The sequence below is a fragment of the Xenorhabdus ishibashii genome (assembly GCF_002632755.1).
GTDB lineage: Bacteria > Pseudomonadota > Gammaproteobacteria > Enterobacterales > Enterobacteriaceae > Xenorhabdus > Xenorhabdus ishibashii.
Genome location: NZ_NJAK01000001.1, coordinates 2,893,511 through 2,917,389, shown reverse-complemented (window position 1 = coordinate 2,917,389; position 23,879 = coordinate 2,893,511). Strand labels below are relative to the sequence as shown.

General features: G+C 44.0%; 23 protein-coding genes. 4 read left to right on the top strand and 19 right to left on the bottom strand.

Annotated features, from left to right (window positions below; genetic code table 11):
* Positions 1-188: 188 nt before the first annotated feature.
* From tolA to sdhC, 16 genes are all read right to left on the bottom strand, one after another.
* Positions 189-1,214: a cell envelope integrity protein TolA gene (gene tolA / locus Xish_RS13810; protein WP_167383271.1), complete on the bottom strand. Its 1,026-nt coding sequence runs from the start codon at positions 1,212-1,214 to the stop codon at positions 189-191.
* A 35-nt stretch (positions 1,215-1,249) separates the two neighbouring features.
* A complete protein-coding gene (gene tolR / locus Xish_RS13805) occupies positions 1,250-1,681 on the bottom strand; it encodes a colicin uptake protein TolR (RefSeq protein ID WP_099118327.1) in 432 nt (143 codons plus the stop codon).
* Between the two features lie 24 nt (positions 1,682-1,705).
* Positions 1,706-2,395, bottom strand: coding sequence for a Tol-Pal system protein TolQ (gene tolQ, locus Xish_RS13800; protein WP_099118326.1), 690 nt, complete (start codon positions 2,393-2,395; stop codon positions 1,706-1,708).
* On the bottom strand, positions 2,392-2,796 hold the full coding sequence (ybgC, locus tag Xish_RS13795) for a tol-pal system-associated acyl-CoA thioesterase (protein ID WP_099118325.1): 405 nt from the start codon (positions 2,794-2,796) through the stop codon (positions 2,392-2,394). Before ybgC ends, tolQ begins: the two co-directional genes overlap by 4 nt.
* Positions 2,797-2,910: 114 nt before the next feature.
* Complete coding sequence (ybgE, locus tag Xish_RS13790; protein WP_099118324.1) at positions 2,911-3,198, bottom strand: cyd operon protein YbgE; 288 nt, start codon at positions 3,196-3,198, stop codon at positions 2,911-2,913.
* Complete coding sequence (gene cydX / locus Xish_RS13785; RefSeq protein WP_099118323.1) at positions 3,198-3,314, bottom strand: cytochrome bd-I oxidase subunit CydX; 117 nt, start codon at positions 3,312-3,314, stop codon at positions 3,198-3,200. Before cydX ends, ybgE begins: the two co-directional genes overlap by 1 nt.
* An 11-nt stretch (positions 3,315-3,325) precedes the next feature.
* Positions 3,326-4,465 (bottom strand): cytochrome d ubiquinol oxidase subunit II, encoded by a 1,140-nt coding sequence (gene cydB, locus Xish_RS13780; protein WP_099118322.1) that lies wholly within the window; start codon positions 4,463-4,465, stop codon positions 3,326-3,328.
* Positions 4,466-4,479: 14 nt separating this feature from the next.
* Positions 4,480-6,051 (bottom strand): cytochrome ubiquinol oxidase subunit I, encoded by a 1,572-nt coding sequence (gene cydA / locus Xish_RS13775; RefSeq protein ID WP_099118321.1) that lies wholly within the window; start codon positions 6,049-6,051, stop codon positions 4,480-4,482.
* A gap of 644 nt (positions 6,052-6,695) precedes the next feature.
* Entirely contained in the window at positions 6,696-7,565 is an 870-nt protein-coding gene (sucD, locus tag Xish_RS13770; protein WP_099118320.1) for a succinate--CoA ligase subunit alpha, read from the bottom strand.
* Positions 7,565-8,731, bottom strand: coding sequence for an ADP-forming succinate--CoA ligase subunit beta (sucC, locus tag Xish_RS13765; protein WP_099118319.1), 1,167 nt, complete (start codon positions 8,729-8,731; stop codon positions 7,565-7,567). The genes sucD and sucC overlap by 1 nt, the downstream gene beginning before the upstream one ends.
* Positions 8,732-8,888: 157 nt before the next feature.
* Positions 8,889-10,100 carry a 2-oxoglutarate dehydrogenase complex dihydrolipoyllysine-residue succinyltransferase gene (gene odhB, locus Xish_RS13760; RefSeq protein ID WP_099118318.1) on the bottom strand — a complete coding sequence of 404 codons (1,212 nt, stop codon included), beginning with the start codon at positions 10,098-10,100 and terminating at the stop codon, positions 8,889-8,891.
* A 14-nt stretch (positions 10,101-10,114) separates the two neighbouring features.
* Complete coding sequence (sucA, locus tag Xish_RS13755; RefSeq protein WP_099118317.1) at positions 10,115-12,922, bottom strand: 2-oxoglutarate dehydrogenase E1 component; 2,808 nt, start codon at positions 12,920-12,922, stop codon at positions 10,115-10,117.
* A gap of 334 nt (positions 12,923-13,256) precedes the next feature.
* The gene (locus Xish_RS13750; RefSeq protein WP_099118316.1) at positions 13,257-13,973 is read right to left on the bottom strand and encodes a succinate dehydrogenase iron-sulfur subunit; all 717 of its coding nucleotides are present in this window, start codon (positions 13,971-13,973) and stop codon (positions 13,257-13,259) included.
* Positions 13,974-14,010: 37 nt separating this feature from the next.
* Positions 14,011-15,777 (bottom strand): succinate dehydrogenase flavoprotein subunit, encoded by a 1,767-nt coding sequence (gene sdhA, locus Xish_RS13745; RefSeq protein WP_099118315.1) that lies wholly within the window; start codon positions 15,775-15,777, stop codon positions 14,011-14,013.
* Positions 15,778-16,125, bottom strand: a complete 348-nt coding sequence (sdhD, locus tag Xish_RS13740) for a succinate dehydrogenase membrane anchor subunit (protein WP_099118314.1) — start codon at positions 16,123-16,125, stop codon at positions 15,778-15,780. It lies immediately after the preceding gene.
* The gene (gene sdhC, locus Xish_RS13735; protein ID WP_099118766.1) at positions 16,119-16,508 is read right to left on the bottom strand and encodes a succinate dehydrogenase cytochrome b556 subunit; all 390 of its coding nucleotides are present in this window, start codon (positions 16,506-16,508) and stop codon (positions 16,119-16,121) included. Before sdhC ends, sdhD begins: the two co-directional genes overlap by 7 nt.
* Before the next feature lie 620 nt (positions 16,509-17,128).
* Here sdhC and Xish_RS13730 point away from each other — a divergent pair.
* Entirely contained in the window at positions 17,129-18,412 is a 1,284-nt protein-coding gene (locus tag Xish_RS13730; protein WP_099118313.1) for a citrate synthase, read from the top strand.
* Positions 18,413-18,523: 111 nt separating this feature from the next.
* On the opposite strand, the gene Xish_RS13725 is transcribed toward Xish_RS13730, so the two are convergent.
* Positions 18,524-19,309, bottom strand: a complete 786-nt coding sequence (locus tag Xish_RS13725; RefSeq protein ID WP_099118312.1) for an AraC family transcriptional regulator — start codon at positions 19,307-19,309, stop codon at positions 18,524-18,526.
* A gap of 118 nt (positions 19,310-19,427) precedes the next feature.
* Here Xish_RS13725 and Xish_RS13720 point away from each other — a divergent pair, with 118 nt between their 5' ends.
* Positions 19,428-20,576: a multidrug effflux MFS transporter gene (locus Xish_RS13720; protein WP_099118311.1), complete on the top strand. Its 1,149-nt coding sequence runs from the start codon at positions 19,428-19,430 to the stop codon at positions 20,574-20,576.
* A gap of 26 nt (positions 20,577-20,602) precedes the next feature.
* On the opposite strand, the gene Xish_RS13715 is transcribed toward Xish_RS13720, so the two are convergent.
* Together Xish_RS13715 and Xish_RS13710 are read right to left on the bottom strand one after the other, a co-directional pair.
* Positions 20,603-21,346: a type 2 GTP cyclohydrolase I gene (locus tag Xish_RS13715; RefSeq protein ID WP_099118765.1), complete on the bottom strand. Its 744-nt coding sequence runs from the start codon at positions 21,344-21,346 to the stop codon at positions 20,603-20,605.
* Positions 21,347-21,521: 175 nt separating this feature from the next.
* A complete protein-coding gene (locus Xish_RS13710; RefSeq protein ID WP_099118310.1) occupies positions 21,522-21,731 on the bottom strand; it encodes a YbfA family protein in 210 nt (69 codons plus the stop codon).
* 348 nt (positions 21,732-22,079) lie between these two features.
* Between Xish_RS13710 and kdpF the strand changes: the two genes are divergently transcribed.
* Entirely contained in the window at positions 22,080-22,169 is a 90-nt protein-coding gene (gene kdpF, locus Xish_RS13705; protein ID WP_065814091.1) for a K(+)-transporting ATPase subunit F, read from the top strand.
* Positions 22,170-23,867, top strand: coding sequence for a potassium-transporting ATPase subunit KdpA (gene kdpA / locus Xish_RS13700; RefSeq protein ID WP_099118309.1), 1,698 nt, complete (start codon positions 22,170-22,172; stop codon positions 23,865-23,867).
* Positions 23,868-23,879 lie beyond the last annotated feature (12 nt).

Here is a 23,879-nt window from a genome sequence, read left to right as displayed (position 1 = left end):
TGTTTAAAAGTTTGCTTCATCATCTCTCCCATATCGCGATCTTTTGCCTGCCGCAATAATTCGCCGGATTCTAACAAACGCCAACAAACAAAACTAGATACCTAAATAAAATCTGATAATTTTGTTTGTACATATAAATTATTCGAAAGTTCACCCAGAACATAACGATTATCTACCAAACATTTAACTTAATGCGGTTTAAATTCTAGAGTGAAACTCTTGAAATATTCATAAACCTCCTTGCTTGGTGGAGGTGGCATTTTTTTTGCCAAATTAGCAGCAGTAATCGCTGCCCGACATAACGCCGGATCACCCGCTCCCGCTTTGATATCAATCAATAATCCATCTGGCGCCAGTTTTATATTTAAATCACAAGTACGACCGATATAGAGATTCGAATCGTAAAATTTACTCTCTATTGCAGCCTGAACTTTTCCCAGATAACTATTAATATCTTGCTGAGAAAGACCACTTTTCTTACCGCCACCTTTTCCTGCGGTAGTCGCTCCACCCTGCTTAGGTGTATTAGACGTTAATCCCCCTAACAGATCATTAACCGTTTGAGTTTGCTTTGCCGCTTCTGCCTTAGCCTTGGCCTTGGCTTGTGCCTCAGCTTTTACTTTGGCTTCTGCCGCTGCCTTAGCTTCCGCTTCGGCTTTAGCCTGTGCCTCAGCCGCCGCTTTACGTTTTGCTGCCTCTTCCGCTTCTTTCTTCGCCTGAGCTTCTGCTTTTTGTTGGGCTTCAGCTTGCTCTTTTAGAATTCTTTCTTTTTCTGCCAGTGCTTTTGCAGCCGCTTCTTCCGCCTGCTTTTGTTCTTCACGCGCTTTAGCGGCAGCAACCTCAGACTGTTTTTTCTGCGCTTCAGCTTCCTGTAGTGCTTTAATTCTCTCTTCTTCCGCCGCTTTCAAGCGTTCCTGCTCTTCCGCCTGCTTTGCTCTCAATTCAGCAGCCTGTTGCTCAGCTTTTTTCATCCGCTGTTGTTCGGCTAACTTTGCATTGGCCTGTTGCTGTTGTTGCTGGTTATATTGCTGAACGACCGCATTCGGATCAACCATAACAGCATCAATGACAGTCCCATCTTGTCCACCGCCTCCCATTTCTGTTTTTTGCACCAAAGAACCCCAAATCAGAAATCCGATCAGGATAATGTGCAATATTACCGAAATGATAATGGCGCGATTCAGCCTATTATTTTGCTCGTTTGTCTTTCCCACGCTCGACATCCAGAAACTTTAAATGACAGCCATTGTCAGGCTCCGATAGGCTGGGTCATTAAACCCACCGATTTTACACCTGCCTGACGAAGCATATTCAACGCTTTGATAATTTCATCATAAGGAACTTCCTTAGAACCACCAATCAGGAAAACTGTTTTCGGATTGGCTTTCACCAAGGTTTGCGCTTCTGCAACAATTTGCTGTTCAGGTAACAATTCCAAACGTTCCTGATTAACAACCATGTTGTATTGCCCTACCCCAGAAACTTCCACAATGACCGGCGGATTATCAGTGCTAGAAACTGTTTTTGAGTCCACCGAATCAGGTAAATCGACTTCTACGCTTTGCGTGATAATCGGTGCTGTTGCCATGAAAATAAGCAGCAATACCAACAACACGTCCAGCAAGGGAACGATATTGATCTCGGATTTTAGCTCACGTCTGCGACTACGAGTGCGCGCCATTCGCTGATTTCCTCTTACGATTTATTACGACTTATTGGTATTGGCAGCAAAAGCCTGACGATGCAAAATAGCCAGAAATTCTTCCATAAAGTTATCGTAAACTTGTTCCAGTTTGTTAACGCGTTGGTTCAGACGGTTATAGGCCATCACCGCAGGAATTGCCGCAAACAGGCCGATAGCGGTTGCAATCAGGGCTTCAGCGATACCGGGTGCTACCATTTGCAGAGTTGCCTGTTTAACTGCCCCCAAAGCAATAAAGGCATGCATGATCCCCCAGACCGTACCAAACAGACCAATATAAGGGCTGATGGAACCTACCGTACCCAGAAATGGAATGTGATTTTCCAATACTTCCAATTCACGATTTAGTGAAATACGCATGGCACGGGAAGCTCCTGTAATAACAGCTTCTGGTGCATGATCATTTGCCTGATGTAAACGAGCAAATTCTTTAAACCCAGAATGGAATATCTGCTCAGTACCACTTAGCGAGTCACGGCGTGACTGACTTTCTTTGTAAAGGCGAGATAATTCAATGCCAGACCAAAATTTATCTTCAAATGCTTCTGCCTCACGGCTGGCGGCATTAAGGATTTTTGTCCGTTGAATAATGATTGCCCAAGAGGCGATAGAGAAGCCAATCAAAATCAGCATGATAAGCTGCACTAAGAAACCTGCCTTAAGAAATAAATCAAGGATGTTCATGTCAGTCACTGCTTAAACTCCGCGACAATAGACTTTGGAAGCGCAATCGGCTTCATTTGAGATGAATTCACGTAGACAACCAGGCATTCTGCGCTGCTGACAACTACGCCATTGCAATCAACAATTCGTTGAATAAATGTCAGAGAAGCGCCACGGATATTCGTAACTTCGCTTTCAACAACCAGTTGGTCATCCAGTTTTGCTGGTTTCCGGTAGTCAATCGTCATGCGACTAACAACAAAGCCAGCTTGCTCATCTAGCATAGGCTGTTGGTGAAAGCCTCTTTCACGCAACATCTCTGTACGAGCTCTTTCGTAAAAACACAAATACCGAGCGTGATAAACCACACCACTAGCATCTGTGTCTTCGTAGTAAACACGGATAGGCCAACGGAACAACATATTACTCATATAATCCTAATCAGGCGAATTGACGCTGTCACTATACTTAAGACAATCGCGCTTTGGAATGACCTGTCAGTAAAAAAAATTTATAGGCCATCAGCCTATAAAATTACAATTAGTTTACTTAAAGAAATGATATAAGCCAAAAAGAAGAATGAAAAATGCAGGTAACGGATGAAAAAACAACCGCCAGATAATACGTTTAGGATAAAAACCAATACCAAAAGTAACGCCAGAACAAACTGCCCAGATCAATAAAATACCTTGCCATATTTGTAGTGAACTAGTGTTGGCAGCAAAGCGAGCTGGCTCCCAAAACACACATACAGCAAGTATTAAAGCGATGATGAGGATAAGAGCCCTCAATAGGCTCTTATCCATAAGTTGGTAGCATTTATCAGCTAACATTATTTTTTGTCACTCTCAGGGACTTTTTGTGATTCGCTATGCTCAAGTGCCAAGGCAGCAATGACAGCGAAGCTACAAGCCAACAGCGTTCCGAGAATCCAAGCAAAATACCACATGACTATGCTCCTTAGTACAGTGAGTGTTTGTTGTTATCAATGTAGTTCTTATCCAAACGTCCGAATGTTTTGTAATAACACCAAATGGTGTAAGACAGCACAATAGGAACGAAGATAAGTGCAACAACGAACATAATTTGCAACGTCCACTGGCTGGATGTCGCATCCCACATAGTCAGACTGACATTCGGGTCAATGCTTGATGGCATTACGAACGGGAACATAGCAATACCTGAAGTCAGGATAATGCAAGTTACTGTCAGTGATGAGAACAAGAATGCCCAGGCTCCCTTATCCATCCAAGTAGTCAGCATAGTCAGCAAAGGAAGCAATACTCCCAACACAGGTATAGCCCACAGAACCGGATAGTTATTGAAATTAGTCAGCCATGCACCTGCCTGCTGAACCACTTCTTTATGTAATGGATTAGATGCTGCATTGACATCCAAACCTCCCGTTACAACATAACCATCAATGCCATAAATCAGCCATATCCCTGCTACCAGAAATGCAATTGCCGTTATTGCTGCACAAACATGAGTTGCAGTACGGGAACGAAGGTGTAGTTCGCCAGTTGTACGCATTTGCAGATAAGTTGCGCCTTGCGTCACAATCATCATCAGGCTAATCACTCCGGCCAGCAATCCATAAGGATTCAGCAATCCGAAGAATGAACCCTCATAGGAGACACGCAGGTAAGAATCTACCGCCAGCGGTACACCTTGCAGCAGGTTACCAAATGCTACCCCGATAACCAATGCAGGTACAAAGCTGCCGATAACCAGCCCCCAGTCCCACATATTGCGCCAATTGCTGTTTTCCAGTTTTGAGCGATAATCGAAGCCAACCGGACGGAAGAACAGTGCAGCCAAAACCAGAATCATTGCCACATAGAAACCAGAGAAAGCAGCTGCATATACCATCGGCCATGCGGCAAACAGAGCACCGCCAGCGGTAATTAACCAAACTTGGTTACCATCCCAGTGAGGGGCAACTGAATTAATCATGATGCGGCGTTCGGTATCATTTTTACCAATGATCCGCAGCAGGATACCCACACCCATGTCGAAACCATCAGTCACAGTGAAACCGATCAGTAACACACCAATCAGCAGCCACCATATAAATCTTAATACATCATAATCAAGCATAAGTGGACTCCTGCTTACTCAATATTATTCGCTGAAGAAGCGGTTTTTTGTTCAAAATGGTAACGTCCAGTCTTGAGACTGCTTGGGCCAAGGCGGGCAAATTTGAACATCAAGAACATCTCTGCGATCAAGAATAAAGTGTACAGACCACAAATCAGCACCATTGAGAAAATCAGATCGCCTACACTGCGAGTTGAAGATGCAACAGCCGTTGGCAACACTTCACCAATAGCCCATGGCTGGCGACCATATTCTGCGACAAACCAACCTGCTTCAACGGCAATCCATGGCAATGGAATGCTGAACAATGCAGCCCGCAGCAGCCATTTATGTTGACCGATACGGTTACGAAGAACACTCAAGAACGACAAACCGATAACCAGCAGCATAATAAAGCCAGCAGCAACCATGATACGGAATGCAAAATAGAGCGGAGCTACGCGTGGAATAGAGTCTTTCGCTGCGGCTTTAATTTGTTCTTCTGTCGCATCAGTTACGTTTTGGGTATAACGCTTCAAGAGCATGCCATAGCCAAGATCTTTCTTACTTTCATTGAATGCATTGCGCACATTTGGATCAACATTACCCGCACGCAGTTCTTCTAGTAATTCATAGGCTTGAATACCGTTACGGATACGCTGCTCATGCTGGCTCATCAAATCACGCAGGCCAACGACCGGTGTATCTGTGGAGCGGGTAGCAATTAAACCTAAAACGTAAGGAATTTGGATGGAATATTTATTTTCCATTTTGTCCTGATCAGGAATACCAATCAGCGTGAATGAAGCTGGAGGCGGCTGGGTTTCCCATTCTGCTTCGATTGCTGCCAATTTGGTTTTCTGCACGTCCCCCATTTCATATCCAGATTCATCACCCAGAACGATGACAGACAGTACCGCAGCCATACCAAAACTTGCTGCAATGGCAAAAGAACGTTTGGCAAACGCCAAATCGCGCCCTTTAAGCAGATAGTAAGAGCTGATACCCAATACAAAAATGGCACCAGTAACATAACCGGCTGCAACAGTGTGGACAAACTTCACCTGTGCAACTGGGTTAAGTACCAGTTCACTGAAGCTCACCATTTCCATTCGCATAGTTTCGAAGTTAAAGTCAGACGCAATCGGGTTTTGCATCCAACCATTCGCAATCAGTATCCACAATGCAGAGAAGTTAGAGCCTAATGCAACCAGCCAGGTAACTGCCAAGTGTTGTTTCTTACTCAGTCGATCCCATCCGAAGAAAAACAGGCCAACGAATGTGGATTCGAGGAAGAATGCCATCAAACCTTCGATGGCCAGAGGCGCACCGAAAATATCACCAACATAATGTGAAAAATATGACCAGTTGGTTCCGAACTGGAATTCCATGGTCAAGCCCGTTGCGACACCCAGAGCAAAGTTGATACCAAATAACTTACCCCAGAATTTTGTCATATCTTTATAAATTTGTTTGCCAGAAAGGACATATACCGTTTCCATGATCGCAAGCAAAAATGCCATACCGAGCGTTAATGGTACGAACAGAAAATGGTACATGGCAGTTAAAGCAAACTGTAATCGTGACAGTTCGACAATATCAAACATCTTGACTCCTTGCTCCTAGCAGGAAGACACCGACTTGCGGCAACCCGACTTCGTAAAACGAAAGTCTCGTAACTACCAGCAATAAATGCCTCAAACACAACAATGAATTATTACAAAATCAAAAATTCAATAGATACCACAATAATATTACGCCTATATTCACATACAATAAATAGCTTTTACGTGACTCAGCTTAGAATTCTGAATATAAGTCAACAACACCATACATTCTCAGACTAATATCTATATATACTAGATCAATTTAATCAAGTTTAGCGAATACAATCTAGAGTAATAAATTGATTTTAGTCAATTTTTTCCTTTTTTTGTTAAGCTTTACAGTTATTATTTCATTATAGTTTATTTCATGTTAATAAGTTGTTATTTGCGATGGTTTGTAATTTATTTTTTGCTGTAAAATTCGTTAGAAAATTAACTTTTCGTTTTCATTCTTTAAAAAATATATTTTTCCGATATTTCCAATTTAATTAACCAAATAAATAGATTTCCCTAAAATCTGGTTCAATTAAATTGAGAAATAACTTCCCTTATAAATGAACTAACTTACTGTTAATATTATAAATAAAAACAAAAGGCCACCCTGAGGCAGCCTTTTTCTATAAAAATAGTTTATTTTGAGATTCTTATATCAATAACGCTTTTACAGCATTGCCAATGTCTGCAAGGCTACGGACAGTCTTCACACCCGCAGCTTCCAGTGCAGCAAATTTTTCATCTGCTGTCCCTTTACCACCCGCGATAATCGCTCCGGCATGGCCCATACGCTTACCTTTAGGTGCAGTCACACCAGCAATATAAGCAACAACTGGTTTAGTCACATGTTCTTTGATATAGGCCGCCGCTTCTTCTTCGGCTGAACCACCAATTTCACCAATCATGACAATCGCTTCTGTCTGTGGATCTTCCTGAAACAGTTTCAGAATATCAATGAAGTTTGAACCTGGGATCGGGTCACCACCAATACCAACACAGGTCGATTGCCCTAATCCAGCATCTGTGGTCTGTTTAACGGCTTCATAAGTCAATGTACCTGAACGGGAGACAATGCCCACTTTACCTGACTTATGAATATGGCCAGGCATGATACCGATCTTACATTCATCCGGTGTAATCACTCCCGGACAGTTAGGGCCAATCATACGGACACCTGCTTGATCCAGTTTTACTTTAACTGTCAACATATCGAGTGTCGGAATGCCTTCTGTAATAGTAATGATCAGTTTAATGCCTGCATCAATCGCTTCCAGAATGGAATCTTTACAGAATGGTGCCGGAACGTAGATGACAGAAGCGGTTGCGCCAGTTGCTTCAACGGCTTCACGTACGGTGTTGAATACAGGTAATCCTAGATGCTCAGTACCACCTTTACCTGGTGTTACGCCACCCACCATTTGAGTACCGTAAGCTATCGCTTGTTCGGAGTGAAAAGTACCCTGGCTGCCAGTAAAACCCTGACAAATCACTTTGGTGTTTTTATCGATTAAAATAGACATTATTTATTCCCCGCTGCTGCTACTGCCTGTTTAGCTGCGTCTGTCAAACTGGTAGCCGCAATGATGTTTAAACCGCTATCCGCCAGTTTTTTAGCACCCAGTTCAGCATTGTTTCCTTCCAGACGAACGACTACCGGTACGTTAACACCCACTTCTTCCACCGCACCAATAATGCCGTCAGCAATCAAGTCACAGCGGACGATACCACCAAAGATATTAACCAAAACAGCTTTAACATTTTCATCTGACAAGATGATTTTAAATGCTTCAGTAACACGTTCTTTTGTTGCACCACCACCTACATCAAGGAAGTTTGCCGGCGCACCACCGTGCAGTTTGACAATGTCCATCGTTCCCATTGCCAGACCTGCACCATTCACCATACAACCAATGTTGCCATCCAGTGCAACATAGTTCAGTTCCCATTGTGCAGCCTGAGCTTCACGAGGATCTTCCTGTGAAGGGTCATGCATTTCACGCAGTTCAGCCTGACGGAACATAGCATTACCATCAGCGCTCAATTTTCCATCCAAACAAACCAGATCACCCTGAGTTGTGATCACCAGAGGGTTGATTTCGACTAATGCCAAATCACGCTCTAAGAACAGGTTAGCCAATCCCAAGAAAATCTTGGTGAATTGGCCAACTTGTTTACCAGTCAAACCAAGTTTGAACGCCAATTCACGGCCTTGATACGGCATAGGGCCAGACAGTGGGTCGATAATTGCTTTATGAATTAGCTCAGGCGTTTCTTCCGCCACTTTTTCTATTTCGACGCCACCTTCAGTAGAGGCCATGAACACTACACGACGTGTACCGCGGTCAACAACAGCACCAAGATACAGCTCCTTGGCAATATCAGTTGCCCCTTCCACCAAGATCTGATGAACAGGTTGCCCCTGCACATCAGTCTGGTAAGTTACCAGTCGTTTACCCAGCCATTGTTCAGCAAAAGTGCGGATATCTTCCTTACTATTGACGACTCTCACACCACCAGCCTTACCGCGGCCACCTGCATGAACCTGACATTTAACGACCCAAGGGCCTGAACCAATCTTGGATGCTGCTTCTTCTGCTTCGCGCGGAGTGGTACATGCATAACCAGCAGGTGCTGGTAAACCATACCGTGCAAAAAGTTGTTTTGCCTGATACTCGTGTAAATTCATGATGTTCTATCCATAATTTAATTTAAGAAAGGTAAATTACCTTCTATTTTGTTGCTCTGGATATGACCAGCCCCAAGGGGCTGGCCTGCATATATTTTTACATCAACGTCGTACTACTTCAGACTGGCGGAGTTAACACTCTCCGCCGATAGTGATGCTATACATCCAGCAACAAACGTGTTGGATCTTCCAGCATTTCTTTAATGGTCACCAGGAAGCCGACTGACTCACGACCGTCAATCAGACGGTGGTCATAGGACAGTGCCAAGTACATCATCGGAAGGATCTCAACCTGACCATTTACAGCCATTGGGCGATCTTTAATGGCATGCATACCAAGGATCGCGCTTTGTGGTGGGTTAATGATCGGGGTGGACATCAGGGAGCCGAAAACACCGCCGTTAGTAATGGTGAAATTACCACCGGTGAGTTCTTCAACAGTCAATTTGCCGTCGCGGCCTTTGATAGCCAGCTCTTTGATGCTTTTCTCAATATCAGCCATACCCAATGCATCTGCATCACGCAATACCGGTGTAACCAGACCACGCGGTGTAGATACAGCAATACTGATATCAAAATAGTTATGGTAAACCACATCTGTGCCATCAATGGAAGCGTTCACTTCTGGATAGCGTTTCAACGCTTCAACAACCGCTTTCACATAGAAAGACATGAAGCCCAGACGCACACCATGACGTTTCTCAAACGCATCGCCATACTGCTTGCGCAATTCCTGAATTGGCTTCATGTTGACTTCATTGAAAGTCGTCAGCATTGCCGTATTGTTCTTCGCTTCAAGCAAACGTTCTGCAACACGCTTGCGCAGACGCGTCATTGGGACGCGTTTTTCACTACGATGTGGCAATAAGGATGGCTGTTCAGCAGAGGCAGCAGGCTTATCATTCCCTTTTTTATTTGCAGCGATATATTTTTCGATGTCTTCACGGATAAGACGACCACCAACACCACTGCCTTTAATTGCAGCCGGATCTAAATCATGCTCTGCAATCAGACGACGAACAGCCGGGCTTAGTGCATCGTTGCTTTCTTCTTCCAAAGACGCAGTCTGACGCTGTGCTGGCGTTGCCTCTGTTTTTACTTTTACTTCGGCAGGTATCCCCGTGCTATCACCCAAACGAATACGACCTAACAGTTGTTTGGACAGTACTGTAGCACCCTCTTCTTCCAAAATGGACTCCAAAACACCTGCTTCACTTGCTGGTACTTCCAAAACAACTTTATCTGTTTCAATTTCAACCAGCACTTCATCGCGCTCTATGGTATCACCTGGTTTTTTATGCCACGTTGCAACAGTGGCATCTGCGACAGATTCAGGAAGGTCTGGAACCAGAATTTCTACGCTACTCATTTTCTATCCTTAATTTATTCAACGTTCAGTGCGTCATTAACCAGTGCTTGCTGTTGCTGCTGGTGAACAGACGGATATCCCACTGCCGGGGAAGCAGATGCCGGACGACCTGCATAACGTAAAGAAGCCCCAAATGGGATTGCTTCACGGAAATTATGTTGACTGCAATACCATGCCCCTTGGTTCAGTGGTTCTTCCTGACACCAGACAAAGTCATGGACATGGGCATACTGCTCAAGCTGAGCTTGCAGGTGCTGACGTGGGAATGGATACAACTGTTCAATACGCACAATAGCAACATCGGTCTGTTCATTTTTACGACGCTGCTCCAGCAGATCGTAATAAACTTTACCGGAACAAAGCACTACGCGCTTAACACCTTTTGGATCCAAAGCGTCAATCTCACCAATCACTGGCTCAAATTTGCCATTCGCCAATTCATCCAGAGTAGACACCGCCAATGGATGACGTAGTAGTGATTTCGGTGACATAACGATGAGCGGACGACGCATACCACGCAGAGCCTGACGACGCAGCATGTGATAAACCTGGGCTGGTGACGATGGTACGCAAACCTGCATGTTTTGTTCAGCACACAGTTGCAAATAACGCTCCAGACGTGCCGATGAGTGCTCTGGTCCCTGCCCCTCATAACCATGTGGCAGCAGCATAACCAAGCCACACATACGGCCCCATTTCTGTTCACCAGAGCTGATAAATTGGTCAATCACAACCTGAGCCACGTTGGCAAAGTCGCCAAATTGAGCTTCCCAAATCGTCAGGGTACGAGGTTCAGTTGTTGCATAACCGTATTCAAATGCCAGTACAGCTTCTTCTGAAAGGACAGAATCCCATACGTTAAATACACCCTGCCCATTGTGGATATTTGCCAAAGGCACATAAACAGAAGCATTGTTTTGATTATGGACAACGGCATGACGGTGGAAGAAAGTACCACGTCCCGCATCTTCACCAGAGATACGTACAGGGATACCTTCATCAACCAAGGTCGCGTAAGCCAGTGTTTCCGCAGCACCCCAGTCAAATAATTTATTGCCATTAGCCATTTCTGCACGGTCGCCATAGATTTTCGCAACACGTGAGTGCATGACGACTTCGGCAGGAACGGTGCTGATGCTTTTGCCAAGATCTTGCAGACGTTTCATATCCATCTTATGTGGATACTCTTCATCCCATTCATGGTTCAGATAGGGTTCCCATGTGAATGAATGCAGTCCCATTGGACGCCATTCATCAACGACACACTCCCCATGATCCAGTGCATCACGGTACAGATTCACCATCTCAGTAACGTCGTTGGCTTCCAGCAAACCTTCTGCTACCAGCTTATCTGCATAGATTTTACGGGCAGTTGGCTGTTTTTTGATTTGCTGGTACATCAATGGCTGAGTTGCACTCGGCTCATCAGCTTCGTTATGGCCGTGGCGACGGTAACAAACCAGATCGATCATCACGTCACGTTTGAAGGTGTTACGGAAGTCAAGCGCCAAACGTGTGACGAATGCAACAGCTTCCGGATCATCTGCATTAACGTGGAAAATAGGCGCCTGAACCATTTTCACAATATCAGTACAGTATTGTGTTGAACGGGCATCTTTCGGGTTAGAGGTGGTGAAACCAATCTGGTTATTCACAACGATACGAACAGTACCGCCAACTTCATACCCGCGAGCCTGAGACATGTTCAGCGTTTCCTGAACAATCCCCTGCCCTGTGACTGCGGCATCACCGTGGATGGTGACAGGCAGAACCATGTTACTGCGACCTTCATCAAGACGATCACGGCGGGCACGTACAGAGCCGATAACAACAGGGCTGACAATCTCAAGGTGAGATGGGTTAAAAGCCAATGCCAAATGCACCAAACCACCTTCGGTTTCAAAATCAGAAGAAAAACCTTGATGGTATTTTACGTCACCTGTACCCAAGTGCTCTTTATGTTTACCCGCAAATTCGTCAAACAGATCAACCGGCTTTTTACCCAAGAGATTGACCAGAACGTTGAGACGACCACGATGTGCCATTCCCAATACCACCTCGCGGGTACTTTGTTTACCTGCGTGACGGATCAATTCTTTTAACATAGGGATAAGTGCGTCGCCACCTTCTAGAGAGAAACGTTTCGCCCCCGGGAACTTAGCACCTAAATAGCGTTCCAGACCTTCCGCTGATGTTAATTCTTTCAGGAAACGACGCTTTTCTTCTGCACTAAACTGTGAACTTACGGTCACTGACTCCAGGCGTTGCTGGATCCAACGTTTTTCTTCCGTATTGGTGATATGCATATATTCCGCACCAATTGAACCGCAATAAATGCGTTTCAGTGCGTCATACAGATCAGCCAATTTCATTGTCTCTTTACCAATGGCAAAAGAGCCTACATTAAACGTTTCTTCAAAATCTGCTTTTGTTAAATTATGGAAAGCAGGATCAAGATCAGATACAGGTTCCTGTTTCCATAATCCCAATGGATCAAGGTTTGCATGTTGGTGTCCGCGGAAGCGGAATGCATTGATGAGCTGCAAAACTTTGACTTGTTTTGCATCCATTGCTGGATCACTGACTGAAGTGTGGTAACGTGTAGCATCCTTTGCCAGACGACGGAAATAATCGCGTGTCTGTGAGTGAAGTTGTTCGCCACTAAGTCCTGCATCTGGCAATTGTTGGAAAATTTCTCTCCAACTTGCATCAACAGAATTAGGATCGGTTATATAGTCTTCATAGATTTGCTCTATGTAAGACTGGTTTGCACCAGCCAGAAAGCTTGAGTCCAGCCAGTCCTTCATTGCGCCGTTCTGCATTGTGAGCCCTTAAGCTTTAAAAGCTTTAGTTTTCGCCGTGGTTAACAAATACCGCTTAATTAGCGGTGTTGATAAAAGGTTCATTTGGACGTGCTTAATGCATGTTCTTCTATGGGTTTTCCTACCCTTCAAGGAACCTTTAAAAATTGGTATTCAGTTTTTAAAGGTTCCTTTATTTAGAAACATATTTCGTCTTTAGCAGCAGGCAATTTATCATTTTTCATTCTTTATGCCCTCCACTGATTTGATATTTATTTCAAAATTGTGGAGGGCAACATTATATGCACTATTTACACACTATTTATGTGTTATTTATGCACAATTTTTTATTTCGCTACGCGCTATGTTTCAGCAACATAGATTTAATATGACCAATTGCTTTTGTTGGATTTAATCCTTTAGGACATACGTTGACGCAATTCATAATTCCATGGCAACGGAAAACACTGAATGCATCATTCAGATTATCCAATCGCGAACTTGTTTCAGTGTCACGACTGTCAATCAGAAAACGGTATGCCGCCAAAAGACCGGCTGGACCGATAAATTTATCTGGATTCCACCAAAATGATGGACAAGATGTTGAGCAACAGGCACATAAGATACATTCATACAAACCATCCAGCTTTTCACGCTGAACTGGTGACTGCAGGTGCTCACGTGCGGGTGGATTTTTACCATCATTAATCAGATAAGGACGGATTTTTTCATATTGTGTGTAGAACTGCCCCATATCAACAACCAGATCACGAACCACAGGCAGACCTGGCAATGGGCGAATAACAATTTTCTTATTGCCACGACGCAATGCTGAAATGGGTGTAATACATGCCAAACCGTTTTTACCGTTCATATTCACGCCATCAGAGCCACAAACACCCTCACGGCAAGAGCGACGGAATGACAAGGTTGGATCTTGCTCTTTTAGCTGGATGAGCGCATCCAGCAACATCATGTCGCGCCCTTCCTGTGCTTCCAGTGTGTAGTCCTGCATACGAGGTACATCATCGACATCTGGATTATAACGATAAATCGAAAATTCAAGTTTCATAATCTATTTCTCCGCAACTAGAACACCAGCAACGCAATTAGTAAGAACGCACTTTCGGCGGGAAAGCTTCACGCAGCGTTGGCTGCATATTCACTTCACGACGGGTCATGCTCTCAGTTTGCGGTAAATACAGGCTATGACACAGCCAGTTAGCATCATCACGTTCAGGATAATCAAAGCGGCTATGGGCACCACGACTTTCTGTACGGAAGTTAGCAGCAACCGCAGTTGAATAAGCCGTTTCCATCAGGTTATCCAATTCCAAACATTCGATACGTTGGGTATTGAATTCTGATGAGGTATCATCCAGACGAGCACTTTTCAGACGTTCGCGGATCACTTTCAGTTCCTCCAGCCCTCTTGCCATCGCATCACCTTCACGGAATACCGAGAAATTATGCTGCATGCAAGCTTGCAATGCTTTGCGGATTTCAACTGGGTCTTCACCTGAACGGGTATCATTCCAACGGTTCAGACGTTGCAATGCTGCATCGACATCCGATTCGCTGGCATCACGACTAGTGCCTTGTTCCATCAGACACTCTTTCAAATGCAAGCCTGCGGAACGACCAAATACCACCAGGTCAAGCAGTGAGTTACCACCCAGACGGTTTGCACCGTGAACAGATACACAAGCAATCTCACCCACAGCAAACAAACCAGGGATCACCACATCTTCGCCTTTTTCATTTACTGTCAACGCCTGACCCGTGATCTTAGTTGGGATACCGCCCATCATATAATGACAGGTTGGGATAACAGGGATAGGTTCTTTTACCGGATCGACGTGAGCGAAAGTACGGGATAATTCAAGAATACCTGGCAGGCGAGATTCCAATACTTCTTTACCGAGATGATCCAGTTTCAGTTTCACGTGCGGCCCCCATGGACCTTCACAGCCACGACCTTCACGAATTTCGATCATCATAGAACGTGCGACCACATCACGGCCAGCAAGGTCTTTAGCATTTGGTGCATAACGCTCCATAAAGCGTTCACCATCTTTATTCAGCAAATAACCGCCTTCACCACGGCAGCCTTCTGTAACCAGAACACCTGCGCCAGCAATGCCAGTTGGGTGGAATTGCCACATTTCCATATCCTGAACAGGGATACCTGCTCGCAATGCCATCCCCACACCATCACCGGTATTGATATGTGCATTAGTTGTGGATTGGAAGATACGGCCAGCACCCCCTGTTGCCAGAATAGTCGCTTTGGCTTTGAAATAGACCACTTCACCGGTTTCAATGCAAATCGCGGTACAACCAACGATTGCGCCATCCTGATTCTTAACCAGATCCAACGAATACCATTCGGAGAAAATAGTCGTGTGGTTTTTTAAATTTTGCTGATACAGGGTATGCAATAGAGCGTGACCAGTTCGGTCAGCAGCGGCAGCAGTACGAGCAGCCTGCTCACCACCAAAATTTCTGGATTGCCCACCAAATGGACGTTGGTAAATACGGCCATCATCCAGACGTGAGAATGGCAATCCCATGTGCTCCAGTTCTAAAATTGCTTCTGGGCCAGTTTTACACATATATTCGATAGCATCCTGGTCACCAATATAATCGGAGCCTTTCACCGTATCATACATGTGCCATTCCCAATTATCTTCATGGGAATTGCCCAAAGCAACAGTGATCCCGCCCTGTGCTGACACAGTGTGGGAACGAGTTGGAAACACCTTGGAAATCAAAGCACAGGATAAACCCATTTGTGAAATTTGCAGTGCAGCACGCATACCTGCGCCACCAGCACCAATAACAACAGCGTCAAATTCTCTTACTGGTAGTTTCATTTATGCACCCCACACAACCATTGTTCCGTAAATCAAATAAGTTAACAGCGCTACAATAATCACCAGTTGAAAAACCAGACGCAGAGCGAGCGGTTTGACATAATCTGTCAGTACCTGCCACATGCCAATCCATGCATGAATTAGAATGGAAAACAGAGTCAACACGGTGAATACTTTAGTGAGGGATGAAGAAAAGAAACCACGCCAAACTTCATAGGTAATATCCGACGTTGTTGCAACAAAACCAACGAGATAAAGGACGTACAAAACAATAATAATTGCGGATGCGCGCAGTAGCAGCCAATCCTGAATACCCGTACGACCCAAAGCGGATGCGTTGCTTACCATAATAATACCCCAGCCAGAATAGACAGAATAACCGCGATTGCTATTGCTACTTTGGCAGATGCACTACCGGTAGCGAGATTTTCTTCCAGAAAACCAAAATCCATCAATACATGGCGAATACCTCCACAGATGTGGTAAGCCAGCGCCGTCAATATCCCCCACAGGATAAATTTGGCGAAGAAGCCAGTCATGATGTCAGATGCTTGCAGGAAGCCTTCTTGCGAAGACAACGACATCCCCAATAACCACAGTAGAATACCAACTGCGATAAAGGTAATGACGCCTGAGATACGGTGCAAGATCGAAGCTATCGCGGAGACGGGTTGGTTAATCGTCCGCAGATCAAGGTTGACAGGTCTTTGTTTTTTCACAATTTTGCCCACAAAGCTTTTTTTATTTTCCATCCTCCGGTCCTGGGCGGGAATCAGACAGCGCTTAAGAGGATACAAAGACACAACATATAGCTTAAACAATCCTTACTGTTCATTAAAAGTTGTGATTTGGTTACGCTGGGTGCTCCTACATCAGGATAATCCGGAGACCTTACGGAAGTATAAGTACTTCACATTGTTATTACAATTCCCACACAATATGATTATTAACATTTAGCTTGAACAGTGAGAAAGATCACGCTTCAAACATTACTCATGAAATTCACAATCTTGTTTGACAAAGATTAAACATTTATCTTACATATATATCGCTATATATTATTTTCCATCATTTTATGATGAAAAATTAATCTTAACGAAAAATAAAAGTTATGCAAAAGTATCATATCAGCACAAAATGATAACATTTTATGTCAATAATACTTTAAACATAACTTCCAGAAACTTTTTAACAACCTGAAAACCATTGTCATCCGTAATGAGATTTCAGCGTTAAATGTGATACCAGCCTGATTTTAAATTCTCTCCGGTAGCACAATGCCTTTGGCACAGTATAAATTGCGCCTATCTGGTTGTTAGGGGTTATAAAAATAAGCGCTAAGGAGATATAAATGGCTGATAAAAAGGCTACGTTGAACATGAATGGTTCAGCTGCTATCGAACTAGACGTACTAACGCCGACCATAGGTCCTGAAGTGATTGACGTTCGTACCCTCGGCTCAAAAGGCTTCTATACTTATGATCCAGGTTTTACTTCCACTGCCTCCTGTGAGTCGAAAATCACCTATATTGATGGCAATGAAGGCATTTTGCTACACCGTGGTTTTCCCATCGATCAGCTTGCAACGGAATCGACCTATTTGGAAGTCTGTTACATACTGCTATATGGCGCTCCCCCTACTCCCAAAGAGTATGAAAAATTTAAAACTACGGTGACCCGCCATACTATGATCCACGAACAGATCACTCGTCTGTTCCACGGTTTCCGTCGTGACTCCCATCCAATGGCCGTACTTTGTGGTGTTACAGGCGCACTGGCTGCCTTCTATCATGATGCTCTGGATGTCCATAACCCTCGCCATCGTGAAATCACTGCTTATCGCCTGCTGTCCAAAATGCCAACTGTTGCAGCAATGTGTTACAAATATTCCATTGGTCAGCCTTTCGTTTATCCACGCAACGATCTGTCTTATGCGGCTAACTTCCTGCACATGATGTTCTCAACACCGTGTGAGGAATATAAGGTTAATCCAGTATTAGAACGCGCTATGGATCGCATTCTCATTCTGCATGCAGATCACGAGCAAAATGCTTCAACTTCAACGGTGCGTACCGCTGGCTCTTCTGGTGCCAACCCATTTGCTTGTATTGCTGCGGGTATTGCGTCCCTTTGGGGACCAGCACATGGTGGAGCAAATGAAGCCTGCTTACGAATGCTGGAAGAGATCCAAACTGTCGAACACATCCCTGAATTCATCGCTCGTGCCAAAGACAAAAATGACTCTTTCCGTCTGATGGGCTTTGGTCATCGTGTTTACAAAAACTATGACCCTCGCGCGACAGTGATGCGTGAAACCTGCCATGAAGTGCTAAATGAGCTTGGTCTGAATGACAGTCTGCTGGAAGTGGCAATGGAATTAGAACGCATTGCCTTGCATGACCCATACTTCATTGAGAAAAAATTGTATCCAAACGTCGACTTCTATTCAGGCATTATCCTGAAAGCCATGGGTATTCCGTCAACCATGTTCACCGTGATTTTCGCCATAGCCCGTACTATTGGCTGGATTGCACACTGGAATGAAATGCATGATGAAGGCTTGAAGATCGCACGTCCGCGTCAGCTTTATACTGGTCATACAAAACGCGATTTCGAGAGCCAGTTGAAAAAGTAATTTGATCAATAACACTATTCATGCTTTGGTCATATTATGCACATTTTGAATAGTGTATTTCTGCACCTCTTATACCAGTTTTTGTTCTGATATTAGAGGTGTAGTTTTGTTTTATCTCTCTGAACCCGCCATATATTCCCTTGGCGGTCTCCCCATAATTTTGCGAAAAAATGTCACAAAGGCACTATCGTTGGCAAAACCGAGTTCTTGTGCAACGTAGGATAACGTTTTATTCTGCGCCAATAATTCTATCGCCTTTACCAATCGCCATTGCTGCCGCCACTGTTGATAATTCATTCCTGTTTCACGCTGAAATATCCGGGTAATGGTTTTCTCACTGGCGCCAATATCAGTAGCCATTATGTGCAATGGTGACGGCAACTGATCAAATGACAAATGTGTTAACCGCCGATCGGACGGTAATGGCAATAAAGTTGGTTCCCTACGCGCCTCGCGAATTTCATCAAAAAATAGTGCTAACAAATTTGCCATTTTTCCCTGATGCCAATCAGAGTCAAAAGAAGATACCGCGATACGCTCCAAAAGAGCCTGTAATAGTGGTGTGGCTTCCAATACTTCACTTTGTGTCGGAAGTAACACCATTTCAATTGATTTCAAGTAATTAGAATTTAAATAAATAGAACGGTAACCTACAGAGCTGCGCATTTCTGCCCGATGTTGTGTCTTAGGAGGGATCCATGCCACTCTGGTTGGGGGCAGAACAGAGATCTGGTTTGCCAATGTGATCTTGATACAACCCCGCTGGGTAAACAACAATTGCCCCATATCATGTTGATGAAAGCCAGAATCGTGTTGTCCCATCTCTGCAGCAATCCCTATCACAGGCATATTTAAGTTATCGGGATCAAAATAATCACTTTGTTGCAACCATGCCATATTCATTCCTTCTGATTTAATGTCCGATAAGATAAATAAATAGTCTTTATTACCATAAAAAGACAATAACCATAATGCTAACCTTTCAAGTCATTACTTATCAGCAAAAGAAAAAATCATGCAAACTAAACCACCACTTTGGCTTGCTATCGCCTTGATGATGTTCCCGCAGATTGTAGAAACCATCTATAGTCCGGCATTAACCAATATTGCCGTTGGGTTTTCCGTCAACCCGGAGCAAGCAGCCCAAACATTATCACTCTACTTTTTTGCTTTTTCCTTTGGTGTTGTCATATGGGGACGTATGTGTGATGTCATTGGCAGACGCCCAACTATTATTGCTGGCCTATCACTCTATGGTCTCGCTTCCCTGCTGGCATTATTGACACAACAATTTTGGTTATTACTCGTTGCCAGAATGCTGTCTGCTTTCGGAGCCGCAGTTGGCTCTGTCGGCACACAAACCATTATGCGTGATGCTTATCGTGGGGAAGAGTTAGCACGCGTCTTTTCTATCATGGGAGTTGCCTTAGCAATCAGCCCTGCCATTGGTATGCTCAGTGGTTCAACATTGAACTATTTTGCTGGCTATAAGGCTATCTTTACTGGATTAATTATTCTGGCAGTTATCCTGACCTGTTGGTCTATTGCCCGATTACCAGAAACTCGGCCAACCAACGTAACAAAAGTCGCTTTATTCAGCACAGTAATTATGATGCTTAGAGATATTTCAATTTGGCGAAATGCGTTCCTGATCGCATTTTTCAATATTTGTTTGTTCAGCTATTATCAATTAGCGCCATTTCGTTTCCAACAATTTGGATTATCACAGAAAGTATTTGGTTATACTGGCCTGTTATTAACTTTTGGCGTTGTATTAGGCTCGCTATTAAACAAATATCTATTAAAGCAACAATGGATATCAACCCAATTAGTTGCCCTTGCTTCATTAATTAGCTTATTCAGCGGGATCGGTGTATACCTGCTCGAAAATAGCTGGCTCTTTATTTTTCCAATGTCAGGAATAGTCATCGCTTATGGGTTGGCGATACCGAATATTTTAGCGTCTGCATTAACCAACTATTCAGATAGGGTAGGCACTGCCGGTGCTTTACTTGGGTTATTTTACTATTTGCTACTGGGATTTGGTTTGGCGCTAGCAGGCTGGAGTCAGGCATTAGGCAGCGTATTGATAGGTTGTGGGAGCGCAATAACTGTTTTATCCCTCTTGCAAGATAAAAAGCCCCCATTCCAAAAATGGAAATAAAATCAAGGGGCTATATAGCTAAAAAATCAAGCTGGATTAGGAATATCGATAAAAGTCACATCCAATCCATAATTATTTGCCAGCCATTCACCGAGCGCTTTGATACCATAGCGCTCGGTCGCATGGTGCCCTGCTGCAAAAAAGTGTAACCCCATTTCACGGGCAACATGGATAGTTTTTTCCGATACTTCTCCCGTCACAAAGGCATCAACACCAAACTCAGCCGCCTGTTCAATAAAACTTTGGCCACCGCCTGTACACCATGCCAGTGTGCGGATCTCTTCTGGTGCACTATCACCACAGTGCAGTATCTTTCTCTTGAGGCTTTTTTCAAGACGTTCAGTCAATTCTGCTGGTGTAATAGGCTGATCAAAAGCACCATGAGGAAGAAGAGTATCAATTTCGCCGATAACCTTTACCCCCATTTGACGTGCCAGTTGGGTATTGTTACCCAAAGCAGGATGGGCATCTAACGGAAGATGATAGCCATACAGGTTGATATCATTGCAAAGTAGTGTTTGCAAACGACGACGCTTCATGCCACGGATAACAGGAGATTCATTCTTCCAAAAGTATCCATGATGAACGATGACAGCATCCGCCTCAAGGCGAACAGCTTCATCCAATAGTGCCTGACAAGCTGTCACACCTGTAATCACCCGCTGGACATGGGGACGACCCTCCACCTGTAATCCATTGGGAGCATAATCTTGAAATTCACGGATCTTCAATTCCGTATTAAGCACATACTCCAATTCAACATTATTCATCACATCCCCCTTGTCACTTAGCATTTTTTTCATCATAAAATACATACCTGCCATGAATTAACTAAATCCAATATAAAACAAAAACACCTTGCCAGCATAAACCGGCAAGGTGCCAAAATATAGCGTTCAATATGTATATCCAAAATGCCCAGTCAGGCTTAATCATAATGCTATTTTAGCGATTTCGTATATCTAAAGTCATTTCTGAACATTCCAGCCATACTGGCTTATCGCTGGTTTTTAGCCATACTTTATACAGATAGCTATAAAAACGGGCGCGATCACGACGAAATAGCATAACAGGAAGCGCAATGACACCCAGTGATATAGCACCAATACGCCGCAATAAAACCTGATGCCAAGAGTATGCTCGATATATAGACATTAATGCCCCCCATGGGCTTACTCTGTAATATGTATAAAATTTTATCCGATAAAATGAAAACTTACTACTCATCCGACCACTATTTAGTGGTATAAATCACTTTTTTTCCATGATTGCGTAATTGAATTACAAAATTATACTTAAACAGAAACAAAACAAACAAATTGAAAACAAAAAATTAACTCGACATAGTTTGCTACACTTGCTTTATGATGCTTTGTCGATGAATTCCGCAGATTATTTATATTTTTTTACGCTTTCGAAAACCCTTTTAATAACTTCTTTGTATGGTATTTCTATGCTGTAACTGACTGTTTCTTGAAGAAATAAGCAAGGAGATACATCACCATGAATATCTTCCTGATCCTTGGCATTTTTCTGGTAACGCTATTACTGGGTTATCTCATTTATGCGTTATTGAATGCGGAGGATTTTTAAATGGCAATGTCCGCTTTTTTACTGATTGCCAGTTTCCTGCTCATGCTGTTTCTATTGGGTAAACCTCTTGGTATTCTGATTGTCAGGCTCGTCGAAGGAGAGCTACCTCGCAGGCTGATCAAAACAGAAAATATCTTATGGCGCTGTTGTGGCCTGAAGAAACCGGGTAGTGATGTCAAAGAAATGAACTGGTGGCAGTATGCTCTCGCCATCTTAATATTCAACATAGCCGGACTATTGCTACTGTTTACTTTGCTGATGAGCCAAGGCCATCTGCCACTAAATCCACAACATCTTGTTGGTATGAAATGGGATCTGGCCTTTAATACCGCTATCAGTTTTATCACTAATACCAATTGGCAAGCTTATAGTGGGGAAAATACCCTCAGTTACCTGAGCCAAATGGCCGGATTGACTGTTCAGAATTTTCTGTCTGCGGCAACGGGAATTGCTGTAGCTTTTGCCTTAATGCGGGCGTTTTCCCGCCAAGGTACTAAAACAGTAGGAAATGCGTGGCTCGACATCACACGTATCACAGTATATCTTTTGCTGCCGCTGGCGATCATTTTAGCTTTATTCTTTGTCAGTCAAGGCGTTATCCAAAACTTTTCTCCCTATGCCCTCATCCACTCTCTTGAGGGGCAACAACAATTGCTGCCTATGGGACCAGTCGCTTCCCAAGAGGCTATAAAACTTTTGGGAACCAATGGCGGAGGATTTTTTGGCGCAAACTCAGCCCATCCATTTGAAAACCCAACTTCACTGAGTAACTTTGTCCAGATCCTGGCTATTTTCCTGATCCCTTGTGCATTATGTTTCGCATTCGGTCTGGTTGTTGGCGACAAGCGACAGGGATATGCCTTGCTCTGGGCTATGAGCATTATTTTCATTATTGCCACCAGCGTTGTCATGTATGCCGAAAACGCAGGTAATTCCCATCTCATACATCCTAATATTGGTAACCACTTTAATATGGAAGGTAAGGAAGCTCGCTTTGGCATCCTTGCCTCTTCTCTCTATAGCGTTGTGACGACAGCCGCTTCCTGTGGTGCCGTAAATGCGATGCATGACTCCTTTACCGCGCTGGGTGGCATGATGCCCCTCTGGTTGATGCAGACTGGTGAAGTCATATTTGGAGGGGCAGGCTCTGGCCTTTATGGCATATTACTATTCGTCCTGCTTGCCGTATTTATTGCAGGTTTGATGATTGGCCGTGCACCGGAATACTTAGGCAAAAAAATCGATGTTTATGACATGAAAATGGTCGCATTGGCGATTTTAATCACCCCTTCACTTGTGTTATTAGGCACTGCTCTGGCAATTTCAATCGACGCAGGTCGTAGTGCTATTTCAAATCCTGGTGCTCATGGTTTTACCGAAGTGCTTTATGCTTTCTCATCCACAGCCAACAACAACGGCAGTGCCTTTGCTGGACTCAATGCCAACAATATCTTTTACAACCTATTGTTGGGCGTCATCATGTTTCTTGGGCGCTTTGGTCTCATTTTGCCTGTTCTGGCAATCGCAGGTTCCATGGTTACCAAAAAACGCCAGCCGATTAGCAGCGGCACTTTACCGACCCACGGCTCGCTCTTCATTGGATTATTAATTCTGGTCATTCTACTTATTGGTGCCCTTACGTTTATCCCTTCCCTGGCTCTAGGCCCTATCGCAGAACACCTACAACTTTGGCCATGAGAATGTGAGGTA

What these genes read in the sequence shown, in the direction of transcription:
- tolR (WP_099118327.1), bottom strand. Translation starts at nt 1,681, where the DNA reads ATGGCGCGCACTCGTAGTCGCAGACGTGAGCTAAAATCCGAGATCAAT.
- ybgC (WP_099118325.1), bottom strand. Translation starts at nt 2,796, where the DNA reads ATGAGTAATATGTTGTTCCGTTGGCCTATCCGTGTTTACTACGAAGAC.
- ybgE (WP_099118324.1), bottom strand. Translation starts at nt 3,198, where the DNA reads ATGTTAGCTGATAAATGCTACCAACTTATGGATAAGAGCCTATTGAGG.
- cydX (WP_099118323.1), bottom strand. Translation starts at nt 3,314, where the DNA reads ATGTGGTATTTTGCTTGGATTCTCGGAACGCTGTTGGCTTGTAGCTTC.
- cydB (WP_099118322.1), bottom strand. Translation starts at nt 4,465, where the DNA reads ATGCTTGATTATGATGTATTAAGATTTATATGGTGGCTGCTGATTGGT.
- cydA (WP_099118321.1), bottom strand. Translation starts at nt 6,051, where the DNA reads ATGTTTGATATTGTCGAACTGTCACGATTACAGTTTGCTTTAACTGCC.
- sucD (WP_099118320.1), bottom strand. Translation starts at nt 7,565, where the DNA reads ATGTCTATTTTAATCGATAAAAACACCAAAGTGATTTGTCAGGGTTTT.
- sucC (WP_099118319.1), bottom strand. Translation starts at nt 8,731, where the DNA reads ATGAATTTACACGAGTATCAGGCAAAACAACTTTTTGCACGGTATGGT.
- odhB (WP_099118318.1), bottom strand. Translation starts at nt 10,100, where the DNA reads ATGAGTAGCGTAGAAATTCTGGTTCCAGACCTTCCTGAATCTGTCGCA.
- sucA (WP_099118317.1), bottom strand. Translation starts at nt 12,922, where the DNA reads ATGCAGAACGGCGCAATGAAGGACTGGCTGGACTCAAGCTTTCTGGCT.
- Xish_RS13750 (WP_099118316.1), bottom strand. Translation starts at nt 13,973, where the DNA reads ATGAAACTTGAATTTTCGATTTATCGTTATAATCCAGATGTCGATGAT.
- sdhA (WP_099118315.1), bottom strand. Translation starts at nt 15,777, where the DNA reads ATGAAACTACCAGTAAGAGAATTTGACGCTGTTGTTATTGGTGCTGGT.
- sdhD (WP_099118314.1), bottom strand. Translation starts at nt 16,125, where the DNA reads ATGGTAAGCAACGCATCCGCTTTGGGTCGTACGGGTATTCAGGATTGG.
- Xish_RS13730 (WP_099118313.1), top strand. Translation starts at nt 17,129, where the DNA reads ATGGCTGATAAAAAGGCTACGTTGAACATGAATGGTTCAGCTGCTATC.
- Xish_RS13725 (WP_099118312.1), bottom strand. Translation starts at nt 19,309, where the DNA reads ATGGCATGGTTGCAACAAAGTGATTATTTTGATCCCGATAACTTAAAT.
- Xish_RS13720 (WP_099118311.1), top strand. Translation starts at nt 19,428, where the DNA reads ATGCAAACTAAACCACCACTTTGGCTTGCTATCGCCTTGATGATGTTC.
- Xish_RS13715 (WP_099118765.1), bottom strand. Translation starts at nt 21,346, where the DNA reads ATGAATAATGTTGAATTGGAGTATGTGCTTAATACGGAATTGAAGATC.
- Xish_RS13710 (WP_099118310.1), bottom strand. Translation starts at nt 21,731, where the DNA reads ATGTCTATATATCGAGCATACTCTTGGCATCAGGTTTTATTGCGGCGT.
- kdpF (WP_065814091.1), top strand. Translation starts at nt 22,080, where the DNA reads ATGAATATCTTCCTGATCCTTGGCATTTTTCTGGTAACGCTATTACTG.
- kdpA (WP_099118309.1), top strand. Translation starts at nt 22,170, where the DNA reads ATGGCAATGTCCGCTTTTTTACTGATTGCCAGTTTCCTGCTCATGCTG.